Raw genomic sequence first — 25,027 nt, 5'->3', positions numbered from 1 at the left:
TTCTATGAAATGGTCATGCCTCAAATTATATTTCATATGAGCAAACCCGGTTACGTCCTGCATTTTTAGCTTCGTATAGAGCTTTATCTGCCTGCTCCAATAGGGCTGCCCCGGACATATCTTCCCCGGTACCTGGAAAGGTTGTCACGCCGATGGACACGGTGACTTTAAGAATAAACCCGTCCGCTAAAACAAACTCATACTGATTTACTCCGCTAAGAATTTGATTAGCTATGCGAAGTGCTTGCCGAAAAGCGCAATTCGGCAAGAGTACGGTGAATTCTTCTCCCCCGCTGCGGGTGACTACATCATTAGGACGACATTTTTCCATTAAAATCTGTCCAAGCTGGCGCAGCACTGCATCTCCTGCGGCATGTCCGTAGGTATCGTTGACTTCCTTGAAGTGATCAATATCCAACACCAGTACGGATAAATGCTCATGACGTTGGCGAGCTTGAGGGAGCTTCTCTTCCAATGAGAACTCAAGCTGCCTTCTGTTGCTTAAATTAGTGAGATGGTCTGTGTAGGAGGTATGCTCCAGACGAAGTAACAGCTCATTGGATGTGTTGATAGATTCAGCAATGAGGTACAGAAGACATCCGCCGACCATGGAAATGAAGAATTGGAGCGGATACACGTGCAGAACATCATCAAGATTTTTCAAATTAATCATAAGGGGACAGAATATAATGCCCAAAGCAAAAACGTTCATAATCATCAGCTTGGGTAAACGTGACCAGGACAGATGTGACAATAAAGCGCACCCCAGGCCAACGAGTATCATAAAAATAGCGCCTACGATGGCTTGATCGTTAATACCAAACAGCAATAATCTACCTATACATATAAACAGAGTAGCCGTGAGCGCTGCTGGGCCGCCGATGTAAGTGGCGGTAGCTACGATGGCCAGATGACGAAGATCGGCAATCGTATTAAATCCTACTGGAATTGAATAGTACATCATGACAATGCCGTAGCACCCAAAAAGGGCGCCTCCAATCCAATGCATCTTACGCTTCAAGGTGTGCAGACGGATTTTATATCTTTGTGATATGAGGCCGGTTATGTACAAAAAGGTGACAAGGATACAGGTATTTACAAAAAACGTACTGAACAAGATGTTAACCCTCCCGAGAGGCATATTTCTTCATTTTATCAAAAAAACTGACATTAAGCTTGCAAATGAAGAATTTATTGAAATTTATTACGCGGGTACGCTTATAACGTTTCGTTCACGTATTTGGTGCATAACTGGGAATAGATTGAGCATACTCCAAAGATACAAGAATAAGGAAAAATGGGCGGTATCTATTGCTGCCTTACTGGAGATGAGGTTTGCTCATGATTCGCTATCCCTATCGCAAACATAATAAAAAGTCGGGTGCGGGTAAGAACAATGGAAATTCTCCGCGCTATCTAAAAATCGATACTTGTTTGGAAACCAACTTGCAGCAAATTAAGAAATTGACGTCAGATAGCCCAGACTTTCTGATGCGTCGCTTTAAATTGGGGCTGAGGGCGGAGGTTCCCGCCGCTATTGTGTTTCTAGATAGTATGGCTAAAACGGATACGGTGAATGAACTCATCATGAGATCCATGCTTAGCCGCCCATCTGCTGAAGTGGCTGCTGAGGCGGAGAATGCAGAAGCGCTGTACGTAAGAATACAGAGTCATGCGCTTGCACTGGGAGAAGTGAAGGACTGCGATGATTGGAGTTCCATGATGGAACAACTGTTAATGGGGGACACGATCATCTTATTGGAAGGCTGCGAAAAAGCGATTGCGTGCGGCACGCGTGGGGGAGAGACACGCGCAGTCAGCGAGCCAACAACACAGACAGTCGTCAGAGGACCGAAAGAGGGATTTGTAGAATCCCTATTCACGAATATTTCTCTGGTCCGGCGACGGATTAAAAGCTCCGATCTTACACTGGAGATGTTCCAAGTGGGAAGCACGTCTCTCACGAATGTGGCCATGCTGTACATGAAGAACATTGCAAATCCAGGCGTCGTAGATGAGGTTCGTAAACGGATAGAAAACATCAATATTGACGCTATATTTGAGTCCGGCATGGTTGAGGAGATGATACAAGAAAATCATTTCACACCATTCCCAACGATTTTTAACACGGAAAGACCCGACACCATCAGCAGCAATATTATGGAGGGCCGAGTGGCGCTCATCGTAGACGGGACTCCGTTTGTACTGGTGATGCCTACAGTATTTGCCCAATTTTTTCAGAGTTCTTCGGATTATGAAGAGCGTTACGATATGGCGACTGTTGTTCGGCTCATTAGATATATCAGCTTCATTATTCTTATTCTAGGGCCTTCTCTCTACATTGCCTTAACAACATACCATTATGAAATGATACCGACTCCACTACTGATCAGCATATTGGCTCAGCGGGAATCCGTTCCTTTTCCGGCATTTCTAGAGGCGTTTATTTTGGAGATTACCTTTGAGATTTTGCGTGAGGCGGGTATTCGAATGCCGCGTGCGGGTGGTCAAACGGTATCCGTTATAGGAGCGCTTGTGTTGGGTCAAGCGGCCGTGGAAGCCGGAGTCGTCACCCCGCTGCTCACAATTGTAGTAGCCCTGACGGGAATAGCCAGTTTCGCAATCCCAGCCTATAACATGGCAGTGGCCGGGAGATTGTGCCGGTTTATTTTCATGATACTGTCAGCGTTTATGGGGCTATACGGCATTACATTGGGGTTGATTGCGCTGATTGCTCATATGAACAGTCTGAGTTCTTTCGGGGTGCCCTACATGGCGCCTTTCAGCCCTTTTGTGCTGGAGAGTCAAAAGGATGCCGTATTGCGACTCCCGTTCTGGATGATGAGGAAGCGTCCTAAAAGCATTACATCTAAGAACCAGAAAAGAATGAAGGATGGAAGCGGGATTTCCTCTTCTGATAAAACCACACCGATGCAGGAGGGGGGCAATCAGGGTGTATCAGCGGAAGAGGAATGAACAAAGTGCAGTAACTTTTAAGAGGAGAATAGGGGGGCTGTGTTTGGTTTTACTACTGTTCGCTCCCTTGTTATCCGGTTGCTGGGATTCTGTGGAGTTAAACCAGAGAGCAGTAGTAGCTGGGATAGGAATTGATTTGGTTGGGGAGTCGGATTATGAGGTTTCCCTACAGGTGATCGTAGCAGATGAAATCGCCGGAGCCAAAGCGAGAGGAGATACTCCAGTCGTTTTGTATCGGGAAAAGGGAAAAAATCTGTTTCAAGCGCTCCGCAGAGCCTCACAAAGGGTTCCGCGGATCATTTCTTTGGCGCATACCAAACTGATCGTTATTGGTGAAAAGCTGGCACGGGCTGGAATCGGCGATATGATGGATTCTCTGGAAAGGTCTACAGAAATCCGGCTGCCGGTGAAAATGCTGGTGGCACGCGGTAATACTGGGAAGGATGTACTGGCAATCATGACCGCAATCGGTCGTATTCCCGCCAATGATATTTCAGGAAAGCTGGAAACATCGGAGCGTTTGTATGCCGGGGATTACGCGGTGACTATCGACGATGTGATTCGCAGCATGTCTCATAAGGGTGGCGGTCCTGTGCTGACGGGCATAGGGGTCAATGGGAATTTAGAGCAGGCCTCAAGCAAGAACAATGTGGACAATATTTTACCGAAAGCTATTGTTCATATTAAGGGAATGGGGGTGTTCAAAAAGGATCGGCTTGTCCGCTGGTTGGATGATGATCAGGCCATTGGACTGTCTATGATCAACAACAAGGTGAAAGGTGCCCAAACAACACTGAGCTGCGGTAAGGATAGGGAAACCATTGGCATCGAAACCTTGTTCTCTTCAACCAAGATACACACACGGATGGAGCAAGGGGAGCCTGTTTTTGTGATTAACCTAAAACAGACCGGGGCGGTACAGGAAGCCGAGTGCTCGATTAACTTACAAAGTCCGGAGGCGATGAAAAGACTGCAGGAGAAATGGACAGAGGAGACGAAAAAAGTGATCACTTCAACAGTCAGAGAGGTTCAGCGTACCCGTAGCGATGTAATAGGCTTTGGCCTTGCGCTGGAGAGGAGATATCCCAAACAATGGAAAAGACTCTCTTCCGAATGGAGCCGTAATTTTGCGGAAAGCACCGTCCGTATTCAAGTGACTTCTGTACTGAAACACACTCAGTCGCGGACTAACCCATACTCCAAGGGGGAATCAGACTAGTGAAAATAGAGCAAGGAGGGAAGGCCATGAAAAAAAAGACACGGATAGGTGCAAAAGAGATGATCTCTCTTATGGTGTTGTTTGAGATGGGCACATCCATGATGTCTATTCCCGGAAGGAATGCGGGCAAGGATGCGTGGATCGCCATCCTCATTTCCACGGTTTTGGGGGCAATGCTTTTTGTATGCTATGGCAGCCTTCACCGACGTTTTCCCGACTTGCTAATGACACAGTACTGCAGAACCCTTTTGGGCAAGAAAGCAGGGAGTGCGCTTGCTTTTTTATATATCGTGTTTTTTCTTTACGGCGGAGCACGGGATCTTCGGGACACGGGGATCCTGATTGCCGACCGGACGCTTCAGCATACGCCGTTGACAGTCATTTGTGCCTTAATGATTGGACTTGTCATGTATGTGGTGTATTTGGGAATCGAGGTTGCAGGCCGGACGGCCATTATCATGTTAATTTTGCTGCTACTGCTGGGCCTGGCTACGAATATATTAATTTTGTTGGCAGGCATTGTAGATGTCGGCAATATATTGCCCATAGCCGAGCATGGCTGGCAGCCGATATGGCAAGTTGTTTATTCGCAAGCCGTGATGCTACCGTACGGCGAGATGGTTACGTTTGCGATGATTCTCCCCACATTAAAAAAAGGCTATCGTGCCAATGGGGTAGGGGTCTCTGCTATATTGCTGGGAGGGCTGCTCCTGTCTATTGTTACACTGTCCAATGTGCTTGCACTGGGGGAAGATGTGTTCAAACGGGCGACTTACCCGCTGCTCTCGATGATCAGCAAGGTCGAAATATCTGATTTTATCGACAGAGTCGATGTCATCGGCGTTATGAGCGTTATTATCTTTGATTTTTTTAAAATTTTCATCTTCTATTATGCCGCGGTTAAAGCCGCAGAGGATGTATTGAGAGTGTCTTACCATAAACTGATCCTGCCATTTGGGATTATCATGTTAGTCTCTTGTGTATTGATGGCACTGAGCTATCAAGATCACCTTCAAACAGGCGAGTTAGTGCTGAAATGGCTGTTTCCGATATTTGCCGTGTTTTTTCCTATCTTGCTGCTAATCGTGTCGTGGCTGAGAAAGACCCGGAATAAAAAAGGAGAGGAAAATGTCTCATGAGTCATCGTCTTGCCGACAAAAAATACATCGGTACCGGTCAAATGCTCATTTTGATGTTCCATTTTATTCTGGGAGATGTGGTCATTATTAATATGGATAGTGAATATGAACGGAATACATGGATTGCCACTTTGAATTTGGACGACTGTCCCTCATCTATATTCATCCATTATTTGTTTGCGTTTTCCCTTGTTTATTCTTTCTGATGGCTCTGTTGCGGAGAATCAGAGGAAGAAGTAGGAACTTTGAGGAAACGTGACCATTGTGAGAACAGGAAGCGAAATGCGTTTCCTCTTGGCTTTTTGCCCACATTTATAAAGAACACTATAAGCATTCCTGCCAGGACGACATATTCTGATGGTCGCATAGTGAAAAAAGCCAATGAAATAGGCTCCCAAGGATGATGAACACCAGAAAGCCATTTTATCGATATACTTGTTCCGAGCATTAGCAGCATAAAGAGCGTGAATATCCACACTATCTTCATAAAATATCCCTCCGATTATAAATAAGCTAAGCATGTACTCCTGTATACATTGTGTTGCAAAGCCGTTCAATTTATCCGATACCATTGACTTGAAATAAATTAAGATTTATACTTATTCTAAATTGATCTTTAATATGATTGTAAGTTTGTAATTAATATAATCTGCGTTGGTTAAGGGAGATGCGGTATGAGAACTTTAAATTTAACTTCGCAGCGCCAAGCGGTATATGATGTGGTTCGTGAAGCTCACGATCATCCTACTGCGGCCGATGTTATGAATCGGTTGATGGAGCGCGGATATAATCTGGCCTATGGAACGGTATATAATTCACTGCGTTATTTGACGGATAAGGAATTAATCCGTGAATTGAAGCTGGGGGAAGCTGCGAGTCGCTATGACGGGCGGATGGACGATCATCAGCATATTATTTGTCAGGTATGCGGCCGAGTAGATGAAGTGATGAGTGAAGTCCCACATGATTGGATTGACACGGTTGCGCATGAAACGGGGTATAATATTGCCCATGCCCATGTCGTATTCGGAGGAGTGTGTAAGGAATGTCAAAGCAAGCGAATCAGATAACAAATCGTTTCAAAGTGGCTGACATGCCTAGACGGGTGAAGGGCAGTTGGACATCGATGTTAGCTGCTCCCTCTACACCTACGGTGCAGACCGTTCCTTCCAATGAGCCCTTGTATTGTCCAACTACACGTCGTATCATTCTGATCAGTTCGGTACCGGGTGTAGTTCACGGGTTGGTGCGTACGCTGTCAGATGCGTGTTTTGATGTGATGGTTTTCCATCGCTGGGAACCTGAAGTGCAGCGTCATCTGGGAAGCGATCTCTTGATTTACGATTTGACCGCTACCGAACCACAGAGTGAATTACTGGATATTCGCAATCGTCTTGAGGTAGAACACATGAAAGACACACCAGTTATGTACGTGGTTCAGGATCGGGTGTCTGTACATGCTCATGAGCTGCTTCCTTCAGAAGAGGTGCTGGTGTGGCCGCTGGCTTCCAATCATATGGTGCATGACATTGAACGGATGATTGTACGCCATCCTGCAACTTCCCGTCAGGCAGCGCAAGCCAGCCGTCGTACGGTGTTCAAGGACATCTGGATTGACCGAGATAAAATGCTGGTATATAAAGAAGAGAGTCAATTGAATCTGACTAAAACAGAATACGATTTGCTGCTGAAGCTGATTGATGCTCAAGGCAAAGTGATCTCCCGCGAGCAAATGATGCACGATATCTGGGAGACGGATTTTGTAGGCGGCAGCAACGTTGTAGATGTGCATGTCAAAAGTTTGCGCAAGAAGCTGGATGATCGGCCTGCAGAACCTGAATATATTGCAACCGTAAGAGGTGTAGGATACAGATTGGCAGATTGAACTGAAAGTTATGAATACCGATGAATTTCCGCCGGATGGAGACATTCGGCGGTTTGTATATGATTCCATGAAGAAACTGACATTAGGTGTGACGGTTGACTTTGTCAGGAGATATACACTACAATCGGTAGTGTGAGGTGCTTCTTATGAAACGACTGAATTTTAAAGCTGGCGAAACCGGGCTTAACCGATTTTTCGGACCTCTGGAAGCCAAAATTATGGATATTTTATGGTCCACTTCGGATCGGAGTATCAAAGAAGTGCAGACCGCGTTGGAGGGGGATCGGGACTTTAACTTCAATACGGTAATGACCGTGATGAACCGTTTAGTGGAAAAGGGAATACTGAGTAAGAGTATACGTGGGAGAACGTCTTTATATCGTCCAGTTTTAAGCAGGGAAGAATTCATGGATGAGCAATCCAAGGGACTGAGTCACGAATTGGTGGACGAATTTGGTCCGCTTGCTGTCAATCATATGATTGATGCTCTGGAGGTGGCCGATCCGAAGTTGATCGAACGTCTGGAACAAAAAATTAAACAATGGAAAAAGGATATGTAGCGATGTGGAAAACACGTTCTAAATTACTGTTTACAGCAGGCGCCTTGATTTCGGGTTTCGCCCTTATACAGATGGGTATGTACGCCGGACAGCATGTTTTCGGCTGGAAATTGAATTATAACGTGTTTCAAATTTGCAGAAGTTTGTTACAGCATTACGGAATCGGCTACATGGTGGATGCGCTCAGCGGGCTGGTTTTCGTTACCTTCGCTATCGCCGGAGGAGAAGCAGTCAGACAGTGTATGGCTACCAGGGCAGCTTTTCGCAGACTGCACCGAATGCGTGACCTGCCGCTGACCGAAGCACTGGGTGAGCGATATGGTGAACTCGGGACCGATCGGATATGGGTCATTGATTATGCCAAGCCAGCCGCCTTCACCATGGGATTATGGAAGCCACGTATTGTATTGTCCTCTGCACTATTGTCTGTACTGGACAAACACGAAGAAGAAGCTGTCATATACCATGAAGCCTATCATATGAAACATTATGATCCGTTGAAGACCTGGTTGCTGCAAGTATGTGCTAAACAGCTGTTTTACTTGCCGGTGCTACGTCACATTACCCATCATTATAAGACGGCCCGTGAAATTTTGGCTGATAACGAAGCGATTCATCGAGCGGGTTCACCAGTTGGGATTGGGAGCGCATTGCTCAAGCTTCTGAGTATGACGCCTGCCAATACTCGCCTGGTAAACTCCGCCGCTTGTTCCTCGTTTGCAGAAACGTCCATTAACTATCGTATCTCACGTATTTTAGACCCTCAGCAAGAACCTGTCATTCAAATGCCTTGGCGTTCGATTATGTTTTCCAGCTATGTGCTAGTGATGTTGACACTTATGTTTGCACTGGCGCTAATCTAAGTTTGGCAAGATGTTTCCTACAGGTGGCGCTTTTTGCGCTACCGATTCTCAATGTGTAATACACTACAGTGTGTAGTTTATTGCAGAATTTTTATACAATTTAAAAGGAGATGAGCAAATGAATCAAACGCTTATGAATATTGGATTATTGTTGGTACGGATTTTTACAGGGGTTATTTTTATCGTTCACGGTGCACAAAAGTTTCAGGGACTAGACGGAACCTCCGGCTTCTTCCAAAGTATCGGACTCCCTGGCTGGATGGCTCCTGTGGTCGCTGCGGTTGAACTGGTTGGGGGTATTGCACTGGTTCTGGGAATCGGAACACGACTGGCTGGAGCGGCATTGACCATCGTTATGATCGGTGTATTGCTAACGGCTAAAAAAGGACAGCCTTTTGGCTCGATTGAATTTGATCTGCTGATTCTGTTCACCAGCCTTCAGCAAGCGCTTGTCGGTGGACGCTTTCTGGCAGTGGATCAGTTATTTGGCCGTAAAAAGGCTGAAAACATTAACGTACAGGTCTAAATGTTCATATAACCGCGTCCTTAGTCTTATAGGGCGCGTTTTTGTTTTTCCCCTTTGTGAAATTTCATTGTAAATCATTTGCTACTTTCAACCGATATAACTAACACGGAATGTAATTCAAATATATCGTTTTATGAGCAAAGGGGAAAAAACATGGGAACAACGCGAAAGAGAAAAACGATATGGACACTCAGGAACAAGCTAAGTTTAGGCTTTTTACTTGTTTTGCTGATTCCGAGCTTAAGTATTTCCATTGCGACCTATAAATCATCATATAATGCTATGGAAAAACAGCTCCACGGCAGTGCGAATCAGGGGGTAGCGACAGCTAACTCAATTATTGAATACGCAATCGCCAGTAAAATTAAAGATGCGAGTTATTTAGCGGAGCGTCTGGACGGCTCGATGATAGATGGTCGAAACAGCCCTTTGATTCAGCCGAAGCTGATCCAATACAAGGGTTTGCACGAAGATGCCACGGATATTTTTGTTGGTACACCGGAGGGGCTGATGATTCGGGGGGTGCCCAAGGAGGATGAAGGGACTTTTGATCCTCGCACACGCCCATGGTACATCGAAGCGATGAAGCAGCCCGGTAAGGTTGCAATTACGCCTGTTATCATTAATTCATCGGGTATTCCTGTTGTCGTAGTATCTCAGACGCTTTCCGACAAGTCCGGGGTTATCGGGATTTCTCTAAATCTGGAAAGTGTACGTAAACTGGCCTCCATCAAAGTGGGCCAGGAGGGGTATATCATCATTTTGGATCATACGAAGAAATTCGTAGTCCATCCTACGGCTAAAGCGGGCTCATCTCCTCAGGAGAATTCGCTTGATACGTTGTATACTGCGCCGAGCGGGAACTTCAACTATATGCATGAAGGTCGCGAGAAATATTTGACCTATGTAACGAATACGGATACTGGTTGGAAAATTGCAGGTACCTTCTATCAATCCGAGATTAGCGATGCCACGGCTGCCATGCGTTATGTAACCATTTTTGTGCTGGCTGGCTCATTGGTGATTGCGCTACTCGCGATTTTCCTGATCACCCGTTCTGTTCTGGTACCAATTCGTAAGCTGCAAAAATCAGCAGAACGAATCAGTGAAGGAGATTTGACGGGCGATTTGGAAACTGGAAAAACGGATGAGGTAGGCGAATTGTCTGCTCACTTCCAAACCATGGTCGACAGTTTGCGCACAATGATTCGAAGCGTACACGAAACGACAGATCGGGTAAGTTCTTCAGCGGAGGAACTGGCTGCGGGTGCAGATCAGACAACTCAAGCGATTGAGCATGTCACCATTGCTATCCAGGAAGTGGCTGTGGGCAGCGAACGTCAGGTGCAGAGCGTTAAGCACGGCTCTGTAAATATGGAGGAGCTTGCTCAGCAAGCAGCGAACGTATCCGAGCGTATGGTGGGCGTATCTGAACATGTGAAGATGAACGCCGAGTCGGCTCAGGAGGGCAGCAAGGCTGCTACGCAGGCTGTACAGAAGATGCATGACATCGATGAGACCGTTAACGATCTCGGACAGGCTATGGACTCCCTGAATGAACGCTCCAGTGAAATCGTGAATATTATCAGCGTTATATCGGGTATCGCCAAACAGACCAATCTGTTGGCACTGAATGCGTCCATTGAGGCCGCACGTGCCGGAGATCATGGTAAGGGATTTGCCGTGGTCGCTACGGAGGTGCGTAAGCTGGCTGAGGAATCAGCAAAGTCGGCTACTTTGATCTCGGAGCGCATTGAAGCGATGCAGGTGGATATGAATCATGCTCTGGGCGCTATGCATCAAGCGCGGACACGGGTGACGGAAGGCATTGATTCGGTAACCACGTCTGAGCAATCCTTTGCGGAAATCAGCCAAGCCGTGGAACGAGCTATGGGGCATATCAATGACATTACGGGAGTGACTCAGGAAATGGCACGAGGGACTGTAGGTGTCGTAGATATTATGAGCGATATTGCCCACATTTCGGACGAGGCAGCGAGCAACACCGAGTCGATCTCAGCAGCAGCTGAGCAACAGCTTGCTTCTATTGAGGAAATTGCTTCATCTACAGCGGACCTGAGCCAAATGGCAGAGGAATTGCGCGAACTAGTTGGACGTTTTCAGGTTGAAGGAAAATCCTAAAATGATAAAAAGCGCCCGGATACAGGAGATTGTACTCTGTATCCAGGCGCTTTTTTAATGTTTTTAGCATGATTTTTGGTTTGCAGAGTTAGAAGTTAACGTTGGAAGGACTTGCGGCGGTCCAGACGGAAACGGACATCCCGTGAGTCGGAAGGACGCAGCGAACTTCTCTGAAACATATTGTTCAGAATCAGTGCGAAAATGACTAACACTGTCCCATATAGTTCAAAACGGCTAATGGCATAACCTTGGAAGTACATGAGTACCAGCGTGGTAATCGGTACAAAGTTAATAAATAGAATTCCGTTCAGTGGAGATAGCTTTCGGATTCCGGCATTCCAGCTAAGCAGGGCCGCTAACCCTGGAAGCAGGATCATAAAGCTCATTTCGTATTTAACTGACCACACAGCCTGCCAGTCCGGCACCACAATCCAGTTGAAAGCAGAGGAAAATGTGACGACTACGAAGGAGACGAGAGTTCCGAGCAGGCAGGTTAGGGTTGAATACCGAAGAGTAGACCATCCTGCAAAATGGCTGCCTCCCATGGAATATACGACCCATCCGACGACGCCTACGAAAATAAGCAGCAGCGGTAGCAAATGTTGTCCGGCAAGTGTGAAAAAGGTCCATTTTCCGTTCGTGATCACCAGTAAAGCCCCGGCCAGCGCAATCACCATGCTGATTAGTGTATATCTCGGAGGCATTTTACGGGTCATGACCCACACCATCGCAATAGAAATCATCGGCATTAGCACTTCCATTATAGAGGCAACCAGAGTGCCTGCTGCCCCCATCGCGTGCTGTCCCTGGAAAACGGCCATATTATAAATGGTGAATCCCATGGTCCCGAAGAATAACAACGTCTTGCCCTTGCCCTCAAAGCGAAATGCAGTCCTTCCCTCTTTAAGCCACAATAGTACGACTAAAATGAGTGTAACCGATAAATAGCGCAAAAATGAAAAGTACAGTGGATTGATGTGTTGTAATGCAATGTGCGAAACCGGAAACATCGCTCCCCAGGACATACTGGCGATTAGGCATAATAAAGATCCGGTCATGATTTGTCTGTTCATGGTGTGCAAAAGCTCCTCCTTGCCGGTCTCAGCGGACATATCTTATGGACAACATCATAAAGGATGGGAAGCTATTGGTAAAATGATTGAAAATAAACATTATGATCATTTAAAATGATAATAAGTGACAAGGCGCGTCAATTTTGATGGCCCCTTACCCTTCACAATAAGGAGGAGCAGTAGTGGATCTGAACGATTTAAACATTTTCCAGACGGTGGCTGCGCATGGCAGTGTCAGCAAGGCCGCAGCCGAGCTTAGTTATGTCCAGTCCAATGTAACGGCCAGAATCAAGCTGCTCGAAAAGGAACTGCAAACACCTTTATTTAATAGACATAAGCGGGGAATGATCCTCAATGCCGAGGGCAAGCGTCTGCTGCAATATACGAAAAGCATTTTATCGCAATTTGAGGAAATGAAACATGCGTTTCAGAATACCTCTGCACCTTCGGGGGTACTGGAGATTGGCATTGTGGAGACTGTCATTGCCCTCCCGGCCATTTTACATGCTTACTATAGCAAGTACCCGGATGTCGAGTTGTCCCTCAAGGCTGGGGTTACAGAGTCTCTGGTGCAGGAGGTTGCAGAAATGCGGCTGGATGGAGCCTTTGTGACCGGGCCGGTCAAGCATCCGCTCATTGAACAGTTTGATGTATTTCAGGAAAAGCTGGTCCTTGTATCCCAAGGAGATGATTTTTCCGTTGAGGATCTCACGACTCGTCCGCTTCTCTTATATAAAAAAGGCTGCGGCTACCGGGGACGGCTGGAAACCTGGCTCAAAATGGAAGGAATTATTCCCAAACAGATTATGGAGTTTGGGACATTTGAGACGATTATCGGCAGTGTGGCGGCTGGTATTGGAATGACCGTATTTCCCGAATCTTCGATCAGCGGGCTGGTGTCTCAAGGCCTTGTGTGCGGTCATGCAATGCCTGAGCCGTACAATGAAGTAACAACGGTGTTTATCCGACGTAAGGAAGCCTTTGTTACCAGTACCTTGCAGTCTTTTATAGATGAGATTATCACTCAGACAGAGGCGTAGCTTTATCGCTTGGGCTCGGGTACAATGAGAGGGATTTGATCTCATTTTTCTTCCTGAAGGAGGGCTATTATGTTTACAATATATCCGGCGGCTTCCCGATTCAGCTTCGATAAGGGCTGGCTGCGGGGGAGTCACAGCTTTTCATTCGCGGAGTATCAGGATGAGAACAATACAGCGTTTGGTCCTATGCGTGTCTGTAATGACGATGTCATCACACCGGGACGGGGCTTTGGGGCGCATCCGCACAGTGATATGGAGATTGTTTCGATTGTGCTGTATGGGGAACTGCGTCATGAAGACAACCGTGGACATGTAGCAGTGACCCGTTTTGGAGGCATTCAGCGAATGTCAGCGGGCCACGGCATCATTCATACGGAGCACAACGCATCACAAACGGAGGATGTCAGTCTGCTGCAATTGTGGTTTAGCCCGCATACGAGAGGACTGAAACCGTCATATGAGGCCACAGCGTTCAATCCTGAGCGTCTGCACGGTCAGCTTCTGCCTGTCGTTGCCGGAAAACGTGTACCGGGCACAGAGGGTGAAATTGCTGCAATCAACCAGGATTTAACGATTTATTTAAGCAAGCTTCAGCCTGGAGAGCAAGTAGAATTCACACAGGCCGAGGGGCGACGCGTGTTCCTGTTCGTCATTGAAGGCTCACTGCGTGTGAACGGTGAACATATTCTGCAAGGGCGCGATTCAGCTCGTATTGAGCAGGAGCCAAAGCTAGCACTGGAAGCAGAGGAGTCTGCTTTTTATATGTTGATTGATTTGCCCTAAAAGGAGGTGCGCACATGGCGCAGCAGGAAACATGGCTGATCAAGCATGCCGTCACGGGACGAAGCTTTGCTGACAGCCGCAAGCAGGTTTTCGATTGCCGTTTGGAATCGGTGGACGGCGTGTTTCGCTTCACGCTTCAAGGGCTGCCGCGTGGGACGGCGGAGGCGATTGTGCGTTATAGCGGGGAGTTGAACGTATTTCGTTTTGTAACGCCGGTAGATGATGGACCCGTGGTGAAGCATTGGTATTACGTCACTCCGGAAAGCGTGGAATATCATGATCAGACAGATGAGCTTACGTTCAAAGCTGGTTCTGAGATTGAATACCATCCCGAGGAGTATTGGGGAGATTAATCATTCCTTTATCATAAATCTTCAGATATATAATGGATTTTTCGAAGGCCCTGCATCATTGCAGGGTCTTTTTGTTATCCGTTCAACATGTTGAGTTCATTGGATACATAATCCTTTGCAGGCTGGTACATCCTATAGGTCATATTATCTGTTCGGCTCATTCGTAAAGGGGGAATAACGATGAAGAAAGGGCGCTTTCCCAAGTTGCCGAAGCTACCGTGGAGCCGGAGAGCGATTCCAGCCGCAGACCGCAAGACACGAAATTCCAATGTGCCTAAAGGACTGCCTGAGTCTTCGTGGCTGGAACAGCCGCTGCGTAGCAATGTGGAAAACAATTTGATTGCTTTGCGTGACATTTTCAAGGATTGCTCTGATATCGTCTATCGAGAGCTCATGATTTCCCCTGAACGCAAAGGGTTGTTGGCTTATTTTGAAGGTACGGTAAAATCGGAGGATTTGCAGGATCATATCCTGCGGCCTGTCATTCTGGGCATGATGCTCAAGGACCCTGAAGTGAACGGCAAATTGGAGCCGTTGGATGAAACTCGTATCTCCATGTCCCAGACTAAAACGATGGACGAATGGAAGATGGTATCAGCAGCGATACTGGACGGCAATGCCGCTTTGTTTGTAGATGGTACGCCTCGTGCTTATATTTTTAGCGCCAAGGGTGGTGTCCGCCGTGGCGTGGAGGAACCTCAGACAGAAGCGGTTATTCGCGGGCCGCGTGAGGGCTTCACTGAGACCCTTCGCGTCAATACAGCACTGTTGCGTTTCAAGTTGAAGACCTCCAAGCTCAAGATGTACAGCATGACCATCGGAACAGAAACTCAAACGAGCGTCGTCCTTACCTATATTGAAGGGATCATAGATCCCAAACTGGTGGAGGATGTAAAAAAAAGGCTCAGCGATATTAAAATTGATGGTGTTTTGGAGACTGGATATATTGAGGAACTGATTGAGGACCATCCCTTTTCTCCGTTTCCGCAAATGGAATATACTGAACGCCCGGATACCGTCACTGCCCAATTACTGGAAGGACGTTTTGCCATTTTTGTTGACGGAACGCCTTTTGCCCTGATTGGGCCGGTCACGATGTGGCAGATGATGCAAGCAAGCGAGGATTATTACGAACGTTTTTTCATCAGTAATATGGTGCGCTGGATTCGTTTTCTTTTTCTCATCATGGCTCTCTTTCTGCCAGCAATATATGTAGCGGTTACGACCTATCATCATGATATGCTGCCGACGACACTCATATTGAGTATTGCAGCGGCTCGTGAATCCATCCCTTTTCCAGCACTGGTGGAGGCGTTAATGATGGAAATTTCTTTTGAGGCATTACGTGAAGCAGGGATTCGTCTCCCCAAAACGGTCGGTCAGGCAGTCAGTATCCTTGGCGCACTCGTTATTGGGCAGGCTGCAGTACAGGCAGGGATTGTATCGGCACCCATAGTCATTGTTGTGTCGCTCACAGGTATTGCTTCGTTTACCATTCCACGCTTTAACTTTGCCATCACGATTCGCCTGCTACGATTTCCAATCATGCTGATGGCGGGTTTATTCGGATTGTTTGGGATCATTATTGCGACAACGCTGATTGCTACGCATCTAACCAAGCTAACATCGTTTGGTGTCCCTTACATGAGTGGATATAGCCCGTACAACCATACGGATCAAAAGGATATCGTCGTCCGTGCACCTTGGTGGAAAATGACTAAACGTCCTTCCTGGATTGGTAAAGACAACAACAAACGAGCGAAGGAAAAGATGAATGGAACGCCTACCACCGAGGAGGGATGGTGATGAAGCCCAAATCGAATACACAAAAAATACGTAAAGCGGCTGTGCTCTGTTGTCTGCTGCTTTGTTCTGTTCTTTTGGGAGGATGCTGGGATCGCCGTGAAGTGAACGATGTGGCCTTTGTGATGGGTACCGGGCTAGACAAGGAAGGCGATCAATACCGGGTAACGATGCAAATTGCTTTGCCTGGACAACTCGGATCTTCGGGCAGCACAGGAGGAGGGGGAGGTACAAGCGGTACGAAGTCCTACTATCTGGAGTCCAAAACAGGTCCAAGCTTTCGAGGAGCAAGTACCGAGGAACAGCGCGGGGTTTCGCGAACACTTAATTACTCCCATCGGCGGGTACTGCTGTTCGGCGAGACGCTGGCACGGGAAGGGATTAGCAAAATGATGGATGTCATTGCACGTATTCCGCAGAACCGTCTGTCTTCCCTGGTTGTTATCACGAAGGGGTCAGCGATGGAAGTGCTTCAGGCAGATGCTCCGATTGAGCAATATCCAGCGGAAATGGTGCGTGAGCTTAACTTTTCCTATATGAAAAAACCTCGTTCCGTTAAACTGCTGATGAATTCCGTCCTGCTGGAAGGCATTGACCCGGTGGTGCCAGTAATGTCTCTGGTGAAGAATGGGCCCGCTAGTCTTAAAGACAAGAAGACGAATATTCAGATCGATGGATTGGCAGTCTTTCGACAAGACAGGTTAACAGGGATTATTGATAACCATCTCAGTCGATTTCTGCTTTTGGGTATGGAACAAGCCAAGGAGACAGAAATATTTATCCCCCCTCCCAAAGGTAGAGGCTATATATCTGTACACCTCATCGAAAATAAAGTCCATATTAAGCCCTATATTCAGGGGAATGAGATTCGAATGACCGTTCATATGAACTGCAATGGGAATGTGAAGGAGAATGAGACGGATTTCGATATTTCTAACGAGGAAAATTTGAAGTGGCTGGAACATCAGACAGCCGAGGAAATTAAGAGGGAACTGGGAGAGGGTGTCAAGGTAATCCAGCAAAAGTATCACTCAGACATACTTGGTTTGGGCCGGGCTATTATTACGAGTCACCCGGATGAATGGAAACGGATTAAACCTCAATGGGAGCAACTATATCCCAAGGTGGAGATCACCATAGATCCGGTCGTGCATATTGAGAATATCGGTGCGGTCACCAAACCATTCGGGGTCAAAAAGGAGAAAATCCAGAATGAATAAAGTATTCTTATTACCTTTATTGCTGGCTATGCTCTTCATGTATCTGATTGATCGCAAAAGTATTAATAGTGCACCTGCCATCAATCGTTGGGTCTCCCGCGTATTGTATGTTATTAGCATTGGTATCTGGATTTACGGAACATCGACGAAGAGTTCCGTTTATGTGGCTACATGGATTACCCGTTTTATTGACTTGTGGCTCCCCCCTACGTTGTAAATCGTGTATTGGATGCCTGCGGAGAAAAGGAGGATGACCTGTATGAAACAGTTCACAACCAGACAAATCGTACTGCTGGGTGTATTGATGGAGGTCGGTATTACCCTTATACATGCTCCGGCGCAGGCAGCGGATCACGCGAATCAGCATGCCTACTGGACCTGTATAATTGCGGCTATCGTGCTATGCTTGCCGATCTGGGCGATGTTGAAACTCAAGCGTCGTTTTCCTGACCAGGATCTAATGCAGGCGATGGTGAGCTCTCATCCTGTGCTGGGACGTATGCTGCTTGCAGTCTACCTTATTTTATTCCTGATCATTTTTGCACGGGATTTGAGAATTATCACGGATTTAGTGGAGGTTGTGCTTTTGCCGCTGACTCCGATTGTGGTCACTTCTCTTATTTTGCTGTTGACTCTGGTATTTATGGCCAAAGGCGGAATAAGCACCATCGTGAATATGGCCGAGATTTTTTTGCCGATGTTGATTTTGACGCTGTTGACCATGCCGCTTTTTTTTGGGCGTAATATGGATTTTTCGATGCTGAGACCCTACTTACATCCAGAGGTAGAGGGAGTGATCAAGGGCAGCTGGCGCATGCTGGGATATATGGCCGATATCCTGATGGTTCCCTTTGTTATTTCTGGAAAGAGTTATAATGGACGTAGTGCGTGGTATGGGCATTTGCTCGGAACCGCTTTTCTGATCATGCTGGTGTTGCAGTCGGAGTTGGTTATTGGTGTTCCTATCTTGTCACGGCTGTTCTATCCATCGTATGAACTGGTGCGTCAATTGCAGCTAACGGACTTTCTGGATCGGTTCGACTTGTTCGTGGCAGCACTGACCGTACCAACCTTTCTTACGAAGATCGGAATTGATCTGTACGTTACCAGTTTGGCGGTAAAGCGTATGTTCTCCCATGCCTGGGGGAGTCTGATGGTTTGGCCCGTAGGTTTGTTAGGTTATGTCTGTTCGTTTATGCTGTTCTCCAACATCGTGCAAGTTTTTGATTTCAGCCGGGAGTGGACCGCGGTGATGATCATTTTTTTTGTACTTATGCCCTTGGTACTATGGATGTTGCTCCGACCCAAATCTAAAGGGAAAGGCGGAGATGATAAGGCATCTAACGGAGAGCGGGATAGCAGTAGTCAGCTAGAAAGCCGGCAGGGAGATAGAACAGGACACACCCACTTATAAGATTACTGTATTCATCGAAAAAGTAATTCTTATTTGTCTTTTACCCCTCTGATTGTATACTTGGTAGAAAGAAATACGACTTCTACTAGGGAGGAAACAGAATGGCACAACGCATGGCAGGTAAGAGAGTCGCTCTTGCTGGTCCCCGTAAAGCAGACGAAATGGCGCTGCTAGTTGTGAAGATGGGAGGGGAGCCAGTACATCGTCCGGCCCAGGGCACTGTTTTTCTAGATGATATCGAGCTGCGCAACGCTGTTGTATCGTGGGTAAAGAACCCTCCGGACTGGTACATCTTCACGACAGGCATGGGGCTGGATGCCCTGTTCGATATGGCAGAGGATATGGGTGTGGCTGAGCAGATTATAGAGTTGCTGCAATCTTCCAACATTGCAGCGCGGGGCTACAAGACGGTCAATGGACTCAAAAAGCGTGGCTTTACGCCAGCAGTACGAGACGAGGACGGAAGTTTGATCGGATTGACAGGAGCTTTCGCCCCATACGATCTGAAGGGGAAGGAAGTGCTGTTGCAACTGCATGGCGATCCAGCCCCACGGTTGGTAAAATGGCTGGACGAGCAGGGGGCAGTGACCCGCCAGGTACTTCCTTATAAGCATATCCCACCTGAGGAAGCAAAATTGCAGGCGTTACTAGAGGATGTTATCCATCGTAATGTTGATGCTGTTACGTTCACAAGTGGTCCGCAAATTCGATTTTTGGCCCAATATGCCAGAGAGCAAAACCGAATTGAAGATTTGCTGGAAGCTTTTCGTGAAGATGTCATTGCTGTATCGGTAGGCAAAGTGACCGCACAGTCCATTGTGGAAGAAGGGATTGAACGAATCGTGTTCCCAACTGAAGAACGCATGGGCGCGATGATGGTGGAGCTGGGCAAATATTTTGAACATCGTGATTCGGCGCATGGCTACGGTCTGAAGAGTGTGAACGGTCATTTGAAATGAGTTAGAAAATGATAGTGCTGTAAGCAGAAAATGAACTTATATTTACTAATCCAGAGTAAAATAAAGATAAGGGCCTACGAGGTCTTTATCTTTTTTTGTTGGACATGCATCGATAAAGTTTTTTGTTATAGCGAAAATATTTGTCTAATATAATGAATAAGTTTCGATGCATGATACTTGAGGACAGGAGCTGAGACGTTAATGAATTCTATTTGCGTATTTGCCGGGTCCAGACCTGGACATTCATCGGTATATGTTGAGGCGGCAGGCAAGCTGGGGGAAGCCATGGCTCGCCATCATATCCGTCTGATCTATGGTGGCTCTAGCAGGGGGTTGATGGGAGAGGTGGCGGATGGACTGCTGGCGGGTGACGGTCAGGTCACCGGTATTATGCCCACCCTGTTATTCGATGCAGAGATCGTACATCGGGGAGTTACCGAGTTTATTGAGGTAGCAAGCATGCATGAGCGTAAAGCGGCAATGAGCGAGATGGCCGATGCTTTTATTGCCCTTCCGGGTGGTTTGGGAACCTTTGAGGAGCTGTTCGAGGTATTGTGCTGGGCGCAAATTGGCATTCATCGCAAGCCTATTGGGCTGCTGAATGTAAATGGATATTTTGACCCGTTGATAGAAATGGTACGTCATAGCGTTCAGGAAGGGTTTACCGGAGCTGATCATCCAGCGCTACTGAGTATCTCTGCGGACCCGGACGAATTGCTACATATGTTAAAAAAGAAAGCAGAGAACTTAAAATAAAGCGTTTTTCGTGCTTGCACAACTGATTGAGGCAAGGTTATGATAAGACCCATAATCAAATAGCGGACAGACAAGGTGCCTTTGCGGTTGAGCAAAGGGTAACAGGGAATCGGGTGCAAATCCCGAGCGGTCCCGCCACTGTAAGGAAGAGGATTTTTTTAATTGGTCACTCGTGAAAAACGGGGAAGACGAAAGAATCCGTTGATGCCAAGCCAGGAGACCTACCTTGATCTGTATGCACCGTTAACCTTCGCGGAGAGGATGGGTGTACGAAATCAGGAAATCAGGCACACGTTGCTTTTTCCATGTTGGCTAGAGGTTTGCGTGGATATGAACGTGCAGCAGCGTTTGAAGCGTAAACAGACAGATGGAAAACAACGGCAGGCTGGAGGAAGACAAATCGTGTCTTCTTACGCTGTTTGTTCGTCTGATGAGAGATACGTACATAGAAGCCCCATCCGGGTAGGATGGGGCTTTTTTGAGTTACAGGATGTCCAAAAATCATTGGAATAGATAGCATAGCTGCCCTGAAAAGGATGAATAGGAGGAGCCCGATGAGCCCATTAGGAAAATTGTTGGTGATTGGATTTGGACCAGGAGATATGGAACATATCACAAAACGGGCGCTGGATGCGCTGGCCGAAAGTGAGGTCATTATCGGCTACAATACCTATGTTGATTTGATCCGTCCGTTGTTGAACGGACAGGAGATTGTACGTACAGGGATGACAGAGGAAGTGAGCCGTGCGCAGGAGGCGGTTCGCCAAGCAGAGATGGGCAAGAAGGTAGCCGTCATTTCCAGTGGAGATGCAGGAGTCTATGGCATGGCAGGGCTGGTGTACGAAGTGCTGATGCAAAAAGGCTGGCGACGCGAGGACGGAGTTGAAGTAGAAGTCGTGCCGGGGATCTCGGCTATTCAGTCCTGTGCATCACTGTTGGGGGCGCCAGTTATGCATGATGCGTGCACAATTAGTCTGAGTGATCATCTGACCCCATGGGAAACGATTGTGAAGCGCGTAGAAGCAGCGGCTTCGGCCGATTTTGTGATTGCATTATATAATCCGCGCAGTGGCCGGCGTACCCGCCAGATTGTGGAGACGCAGTCCATTTTGCTGCGTTACCGCGATCCGCAAACTCCGGTTGGGCTGGTGAAGAGTGCTTATCGTGAACGTCAGCAAGTTATTGTAACGACGCTGGAAGATATGCTGAACCACGACATCGGGATGCTGACGACTGTAATCATCGGCAATTCCTCGACGACGGTGTATGACGGCTTGATCGTGACTCCGCGCGGATATCAGCGCAAATACACGCTGGATGCGACCGAGCAGGCGCTCAAGCCACATCAGCGGCTCCGCACGGAAGCGGAGCCGTGGTCGCTGGGCGCGCAAGAGGATACACCGCAGGCAGGCGCAGCCCCCACTACGCCCGCTGGACCCTCCGCGAGCGGCGCTGCGGTTGCCACGCAGGCACGCCCGCAAGCGATGGCTGCCGTGCAGGCAACGACTGCTGTGCAAACCGGCGTAGCCCCGGCATCGCTGGCGGCAGAGGCGCTAAGCCGCCTCGCTATCGGCGGTAAGCTGCCTGGCGAAGCCAACGCTCGCTGGAGCGGGCAAGCGCCTGCCGCCAAGAGCACCGCCGGAACGTCAGCGGTGGCCGGAGCGGGAGCCCCGGCCGTGATGGCGACAGGCGGCTTTGGCAAGCCTGCGCTATTTGAGGTGGGCGTTTCCCCGGGTGTGGGAAACAAGAAGTTCACCGCTCGTCAGATGGCGCTGCTCGCCGAGGTAGCGGGTGATGATGGCGAGCTGGAATACACGCCGGATCATCAGATCGTGCTGCGCGTGCCGTGTGCAGACCCCGAGGAACTGGTCGGGCGGCTGCGGGATGAACGATTCATTGTCATGCCGATTGGCGATGTGTTTAAGGTAAAGGCGTGCGACTTCTGCAATATGGAGAAGGATGACGCTGTGCCTGTGGCTGAGCATTTACAGGTTGTACTTGGCGGATTACAGGCACCCAAGGAAACGAGCATTGCTTTGAACGGATGCGGTATGGCCTGCTATGGAGCCGTACTGGAGGATATCGGAATCGTCTATCGCAAGGGTGGGTACGATCTCTTCCTCGGTGGCAAAAAATTCGGCCGCAATGCTCATGCCGCTCAGCCTGTAGCGGAAGGAATTCCGGGTGATCAGATTACGGACATCGTGGAGCATGTCATCGCTGAATATAAGGAAAAAGGACATCCGAATGAGCGCTTTCATAAATTTTTTAAGCGTGTAGGTGTCGTTGCGGGGTTCCGGCATGAAGATGCACCAGTAACGGTAGAAGTGAATGCGGTTTGTGGTGATTAATGGACTGAAGGCCTGATGAACGGGATACAAGCATATATATAAAATAGGGCGTCATGCAGGCTATCCCTATTAAAGAGGAGGAAACAACAGCAGTGGATGCAATATTGTTGGTTGGACATGGAAGTCGGGACCCGGAGGGGAACCAGGAACTGCTGGAATTTGCACAGGCAGTGGCAGATCGGGTACCGGATATGTGCGTGGAAACCTGTTTCTTGGAGCTGGCACGTCCCAGCATTGCTGATGGGATGCAAACTTGTGTGGAGAAAGGGGCGACGCGTGTCGTTCTTATTCCGATTATTTTGTTCGCAGCGGTACATGCCAAAATTGATATTCCGATGGCTATTGACCGGGCAAAGGCGAAATATCCGCAGGTGGAATTTGTATACGGACGTCCGATTGGTGTTCACGAGAAAATCGTCAGCATTCTGCTAAGCCGCTTGAAAGAGGCCCAGCCGGTTGCAGTTCCAGCGGGGATGATTAGCGCTGTCGAGGCATCTGTCGAGGTACCTGACGAGGAAACGGCGGTACTTGTATTAGGACGCGGAAGTAGCGATCCAGATGCGAACAGTGACTTTTTCAAAATCACCCGTATGCTGTGGGAGAAGCTTTCTTATACATGGGTAGAGAGCAGCTTTATCGGTGTGACGCAGCCTTCCTTTCCCGATGGATTGGAGCGTTGTGTACGATTGGGGGCCAAAAAGATTATCGTGCTTCCCTATTTTCTGTTCACGGGTGTGCTGATTAAACGCATCGGAGAAATGACCCAGGAATTTGCCGAGGCTCACCCTGCATTACAAGTGGAGATGGGCGGATATTTTGGTTTCCATCCCCAATTGGTTGAACTGGTGCTGGAGCGAGCTAAGGAAGGTTTGTTCGGCAAGGTTACGGCCAATTGTGATAACTGCCAGTTCCGTCTGGAGGCGCAGGAGCACCACCATCATCACCACGATCATGACCATGACCACGATCATCATCATGAACATGAACATCACCACCATCATGCACATGAGCACGACCATCATGATCACCATACACACAGCCACGATCACACTCATGAGCATGTCCATGCTCACAGCCATGATGACCATAATCACCATCACGAGCATTCACATACGCCATCTGTAGTGAATGGAAGCGGGCAGGTGAAGGGCTCATGATATTCATGCTATGCGGAACGAGCGATGCTCGGGAATTGGCGCTGCAAATCCGTGACAATGGCTTCAACGTATTGACCTCAGTCGTAACCGAAAGCGCGGCAGCCAGCTTGTCTGAAGCGGGACTAGACGTACGCACAGGCCGAATGACAGCCGATGAAATGGCTGCAATGATTCGGGAGCTTGGAATACAGGCGGTTGTTGATGCCAGTCATCCTTTTGCAGAAGAAGCACATGCGAATGCGATGACAGCCGCTCGCGAGTCCGGGGTTCCTTATATTCGCTATGAGCGGACAGGACTTGTATATGACAATCATCCGTTGCTCCACATCGTGTCTTCCTATGAAGAAGCCGCATTACAAGCGAAGCAACTCAAAGGTTCTGTAATGCTTACGACGGGCAGTAAGACGCTCGGCACGTTCACCAAGCATTTACTCGGAGACCCGGAGATTCGTCTGGTTATACGCATGCTGCCGCGCCTGGACAATATGGAGAAATGCGGCGAACTGGGCATGGAGCAAAAAAATATTATTGCCATGCAGGGACCCTTTTCCCGCGAGATGAACGAAGCATTGTACAAGCACTATGGCACGACCGTGATGGTCACCAAGGAAAGCGGAAGCACGGGAGCAGTGGATGAAAAGGTTCAATCTGCATTGGAGCTGGGGATTCACGTACTTTTGATTTCCAGGCCGGAAGTGGAATTTGGCACAGTATTTGATCATTTCGACGGAGTCATCAACGCACTGCGTACAGCAAAAGAGAAAACTTCAATTTGAGTTGAGCCTTACCCCTGCGAGTCCAGTTCATC

The 25,027-nt window shown here is 48.0% G+C and carries 25 protein-coding genes and 1 riboswitch; of the genes, 22 read left to right on the top strand and 3 right to left on the bottom strand.

Going from position 1 to position 25,027, the window contains the following annotated elements:
- Positions 1-25 precede the first annotated feature (25 nt).
- On the bottom strand, positions 26-1,117 hold the full coding sequence (locus NSQ57_RS23560) for a diguanylate cyclase (protein WP_209947722.1): 1,092 nt from the start codon (positions 1,115-1,117) through the stop codon (positions 26-28).
- A gap of 224 nt (positions 1,118-1,341) precedes the next feature.
- On the opposite strand from NSQ57_RS23560, the gene NSQ57_RS23555 reads away from it, so the two are divergent.
- Genes NSQ57_RS23555 through NSQ57_RS23540 form a run of 4 tightly spaced genes read left to right on the top strand, consistent with a single transcriptional unit; the run spans position 1,342 to position 5,540 of the window.
- A complete protein-coding gene (locus NSQ57_RS23555) occupies positions 1,342-2,976 on the top strand; it encodes a spore germination protein (RefSeq protein WP_029518609.1) in 1,635 nt (544 codons plus the stop codon).
- A 43-nt stretch (positions 2,977-3,019) separates the two neighbouring features.
- Positions 3,020-4,195, top strand: coding sequence for a Ger(x)C family spore germination protein (locus NSQ57_RS23550; protein ID WP_342425383.1), 1,176 nt, complete (start codon positions 3,020-3,022; stop codon positions 4,193-4,195).
- 26 nt (positions 4,196-4,221) lie between these two features.
- Positions 4,222-5,334: a GerAB/ArcD/ProY family transporter gene (locus NSQ57_RS23545; protein ID WP_029518607.1), complete on the top strand. Its 1,113-nt coding sequence runs from the start codon at positions 4,222-4,224 to the stop codon at positions 5,332-5,334.
- A complete protein-coding gene (locus tag NSQ57_RS23540; RefSeq protein ID WP_029518606.1) occupies positions 5,331-5,540 on the top strand; it encodes a hypothetical protein in 210 nt (69 codons plus the stop codon). Before NSQ57_RS23545 ends, NSQ57_RS23540 begins: the two co-directional genes overlap by 4 nt.
- Here NSQ57_RS23540 and NSQ57_RS23535 read toward each other — a convergent pair.
- Positions 5,528-5,821 carry a hypothetical protein gene (locus NSQ57_RS23535; RefSeq protein WP_049817035.1) on the bottom strand — a complete coding sequence of 98 codons (294 nt, stop codon included), beginning with the start codon at positions 5,819-5,821 and terminating at the stop codon, positions 5,528-5,530. The genes NSQ57_RS23540 and NSQ57_RS23535 overlap by 13 nt on opposite strands.
- A 187-nt stretch (positions 5,822-6,008) precedes the next feature.
- Between NSQ57_RS23535 and NSQ57_RS23530 the strand changes: the two genes are divergently transcribed.
- The 6 genes from NSQ57_RS23530 (at position 6,009) to NSQ57_RS23505 (ending at position 11,310) form a co-directional block, all read left to right on the top strand.
- On the top strand, positions 6,009-6,404 hold the full coding sequence (locus tag NSQ57_RS23530; protein WP_023990809.1) for a transcriptional repressor: 396 nt from the start codon (positions 6,009-6,011) through the stop codon (positions 6,402-6,404).
- The gene (locus NSQ57_RS23525) at positions 6,380-7,219 is read left to right on the top strand and encodes a response regulator transcription factor (protein ID WP_025720336.1); all 840 of its coding nucleotides are present in this window, start codon (positions 6,380-6,382) and stop codon (positions 7,217-7,219) included. Before NSQ57_RS23530 ends, NSQ57_RS23525 begins: the two co-directional genes overlap by 25 nt.
- A gap of 146 nt (positions 7,220-7,365) precedes the next feature.
- Positions 7,366-7,779, top strand: coding sequence for a BlaI/MecI/CopY family transcriptional regulator (locus NSQ57_RS23520; RefSeq protein ID WP_013312429.1), 414 nt, complete (start codon positions 7,366-7,368; stop codon positions 7,777-7,779).
- Positions 7,780-7,781: 2 nt separating this feature from the next.
- Positions 7,782-8,642, top strand: coding sequence for a M56 family metallopeptidase (locus NSQ57_RS23515; protein ID WP_029518605.1), 861 nt, complete (start codon positions 7,782-7,784; stop codon positions 8,640-8,642).
- Positions 8,643-8,760: 118 nt separating this feature from the next.
- Positions 8,761-9,168: a DoxX family protein gene (locus tag NSQ57_RS23510; protein WP_029518604.1), complete on the top strand. Its 408-nt coding sequence runs from the start codon at positions 8,761-8,763 to the stop codon at positions 9,166-9,168.
- A 153-nt stretch (positions 9,169-9,321) separates the two neighbouring features.
- Positions 9,322-11,310 (top strand): methyl-accepting chemotaxis protein, encoded by a 1,989-nt coding sequence (locus NSQ57_RS23505; protein WP_342425382.1) that lies wholly within the window; start codon positions 9,322-9,324, stop codon positions 11,308-11,310.
- Positions 11,311-11,405: 95 nt separating this feature from the next.
- Here NSQ57_RS23505 and NSQ57_RS23500 read toward each other — a convergent pair whose 3' ends face one another.
- Positions 11,406-12,383, bottom strand: a complete 978-nt coding sequence (locus NSQ57_RS23500) for a DMT family transporter (RefSeq protein WP_342425381.1) — start codon at positions 12,381-12,383, stop codon at positions 11,406-11,408.
- A gap of 182 nt (positions 12,384-12,565) precedes the next feature.
- Between NSQ57_RS23500 and NSQ57_RS23495 the strand changes: the two genes are divergently transcribed.
- From NSQ57_RS23495 to cobK, 12 genes are all read left to right on the top strand, one after another.
- Positions 12,566-13,423 (top strand): LysR family transcriptional regulator, encoded by an 858-nt coding sequence (locus NSQ57_RS23495; RefSeq protein WP_039271679.1) that lies wholly within the window; start codon positions 12,566-12,568, stop codon positions 13,421-13,423.
- Between the two features lie 69 nt (positions 13,424-13,492).
- Complete coding sequence (locus NSQ57_RS23490) at positions 13,493-14,206, top strand: pirin family protein (protein ID WP_069012100.1); 714 nt, start codon at positions 13,493-13,495, stop codon at positions 14,204-14,206.
- 14 nt (positions 14,207-14,220) lie between these two features.
- A complete protein-coding gene (locus NSQ57_RS23485) occupies positions 14,221-14,559 on the top strand; it encodes a hypothetical protein (protein WP_069012102.1) in 339 nt (112 codons plus the stop codon).
- Positions 14,560-14,739: 180 nt separating this feature from the next.
- Positions 14,740-16,365: a spore germination protein gene (locus NSQ57_RS23480; protein ID WP_342425380.1), complete on the top strand. Its 1,626-nt coding sequence runs from the start codon at positions 14,740-14,742 to the stop codon at positions 16,363-16,365.
- Positions 16,365-17,582 carry a Ger(x)C family spore germination protein gene (locus tag NSQ57_RS23475; protein WP_165146019.1) on the top strand — a complete coding sequence of 406 codons (1,218 nt, stop codon included), beginning with the start codon at positions 16,365-16,367 and terminating at the stop codon, positions 17,580-17,582. The genes NSQ57_RS23480 and NSQ57_RS23475 overlap by 1 nt, the downstream gene beginning before the upstream one ends.
- On the top strand, positions 17,575-17,799 hold the full coding sequence (locus NSQ57_RS23470) for a hypothetical protein (protein ID WP_165146022.1): 225 nt from the start codon (positions 17,575-17,577) through the stop codon (positions 17,797-17,799). The genes NSQ57_RS23475 and NSQ57_RS23470 overlap by 8 nt, the downstream gene beginning before the upstream one ends.
- Before the next feature lie 42 nt (positions 17,800-17,841).
- Positions 17,842-18,996, top strand: a complete 1,155-nt coding sequence (locus NSQ57_RS23465) for an endospore germination permease (RefSeq protein ID WP_165146025.1) — start codon at positions 17,842-17,844, stop codon at positions 18,994-18,996.
- Positions 18,997-19,097: 101 nt separating this feature from the next.
- Complete coding sequence (locus NSQ57_RS23460; protein WP_342425379.1) at positions 19,098-19,955, top strand: uroporphyrinogen-III synthase; 858 nt, start codon at positions 19,098-19,100, stop codon at positions 19,953-19,955.
- 201 nt (positions 19,956-20,156) lie between these two features.
- Positions 20,157-20,711, top strand: coding sequence for a TIGR00730 family Rossman fold protein (locus NSQ57_RS23455; protein ID WP_318627966.1), 555 nt, complete (start codon positions 20,157-20,159; stop codon positions 20,709-20,711).
- A 56-nt stretch (positions 20,712-20,767) separates the two neighbouring features.
- Positions 20,768-20,955, top strand: a riboswitch (cobalamin riboswitch).
- 310 nt (positions 20,956-21,265) lie between these two features.
- Positions 21,266-23,062, top strand: coding sequence for a precorrin-3B C(17)-methyltransferase (gene cobJ / locus NSQ57_RS23450; RefSeq protein ID WP_342425378.1), 1,797 nt, complete (start codon positions 21,266-21,268; stop codon positions 23,060-23,062).
- A gap of 92 nt (positions 23,063-23,154) precedes the next feature.
- Complete coding sequence (locus NSQ57_RS23445) at positions 23,155-24,219, top strand: sirohydrochlorin chelatase (protein WP_342425377.1); 1,065 nt, start codon at positions 23,155-23,157, stop codon at positions 24,217-24,219.
- On the top strand, positions 24,216-24,995 hold the full coding sequence (gene cobK / locus NSQ57_RS23440) for a precorrin-6A reductase (RefSeq protein WP_209947751.1): 780 nt from the start codon (positions 24,216-24,218) through the stop codon (positions 24,993-24,995). The genes NSQ57_RS23445 and cobK overlap by 4 nt, the downstream gene beginning before the upstream one ends.
- Positions 24,996-25,027: the final 32 nt, after the last annotated feature.

The organism is Paenibacillus sp. FSL L8-0502 (assembly GCF_038593055.1).
In the GTDB taxonomy this organism is placed as follows: domain Bacteria; phylum Bacillota; class Bacilli; order Paenibacillales; family Paenibacillaceae; genus Paenibacillus; species Paenibacillus polymyxa_D.
Note: the sequence above shows the minus strand (reverse complement) of the source record. Positions and strands in the feature narration are given on the sequence as shown.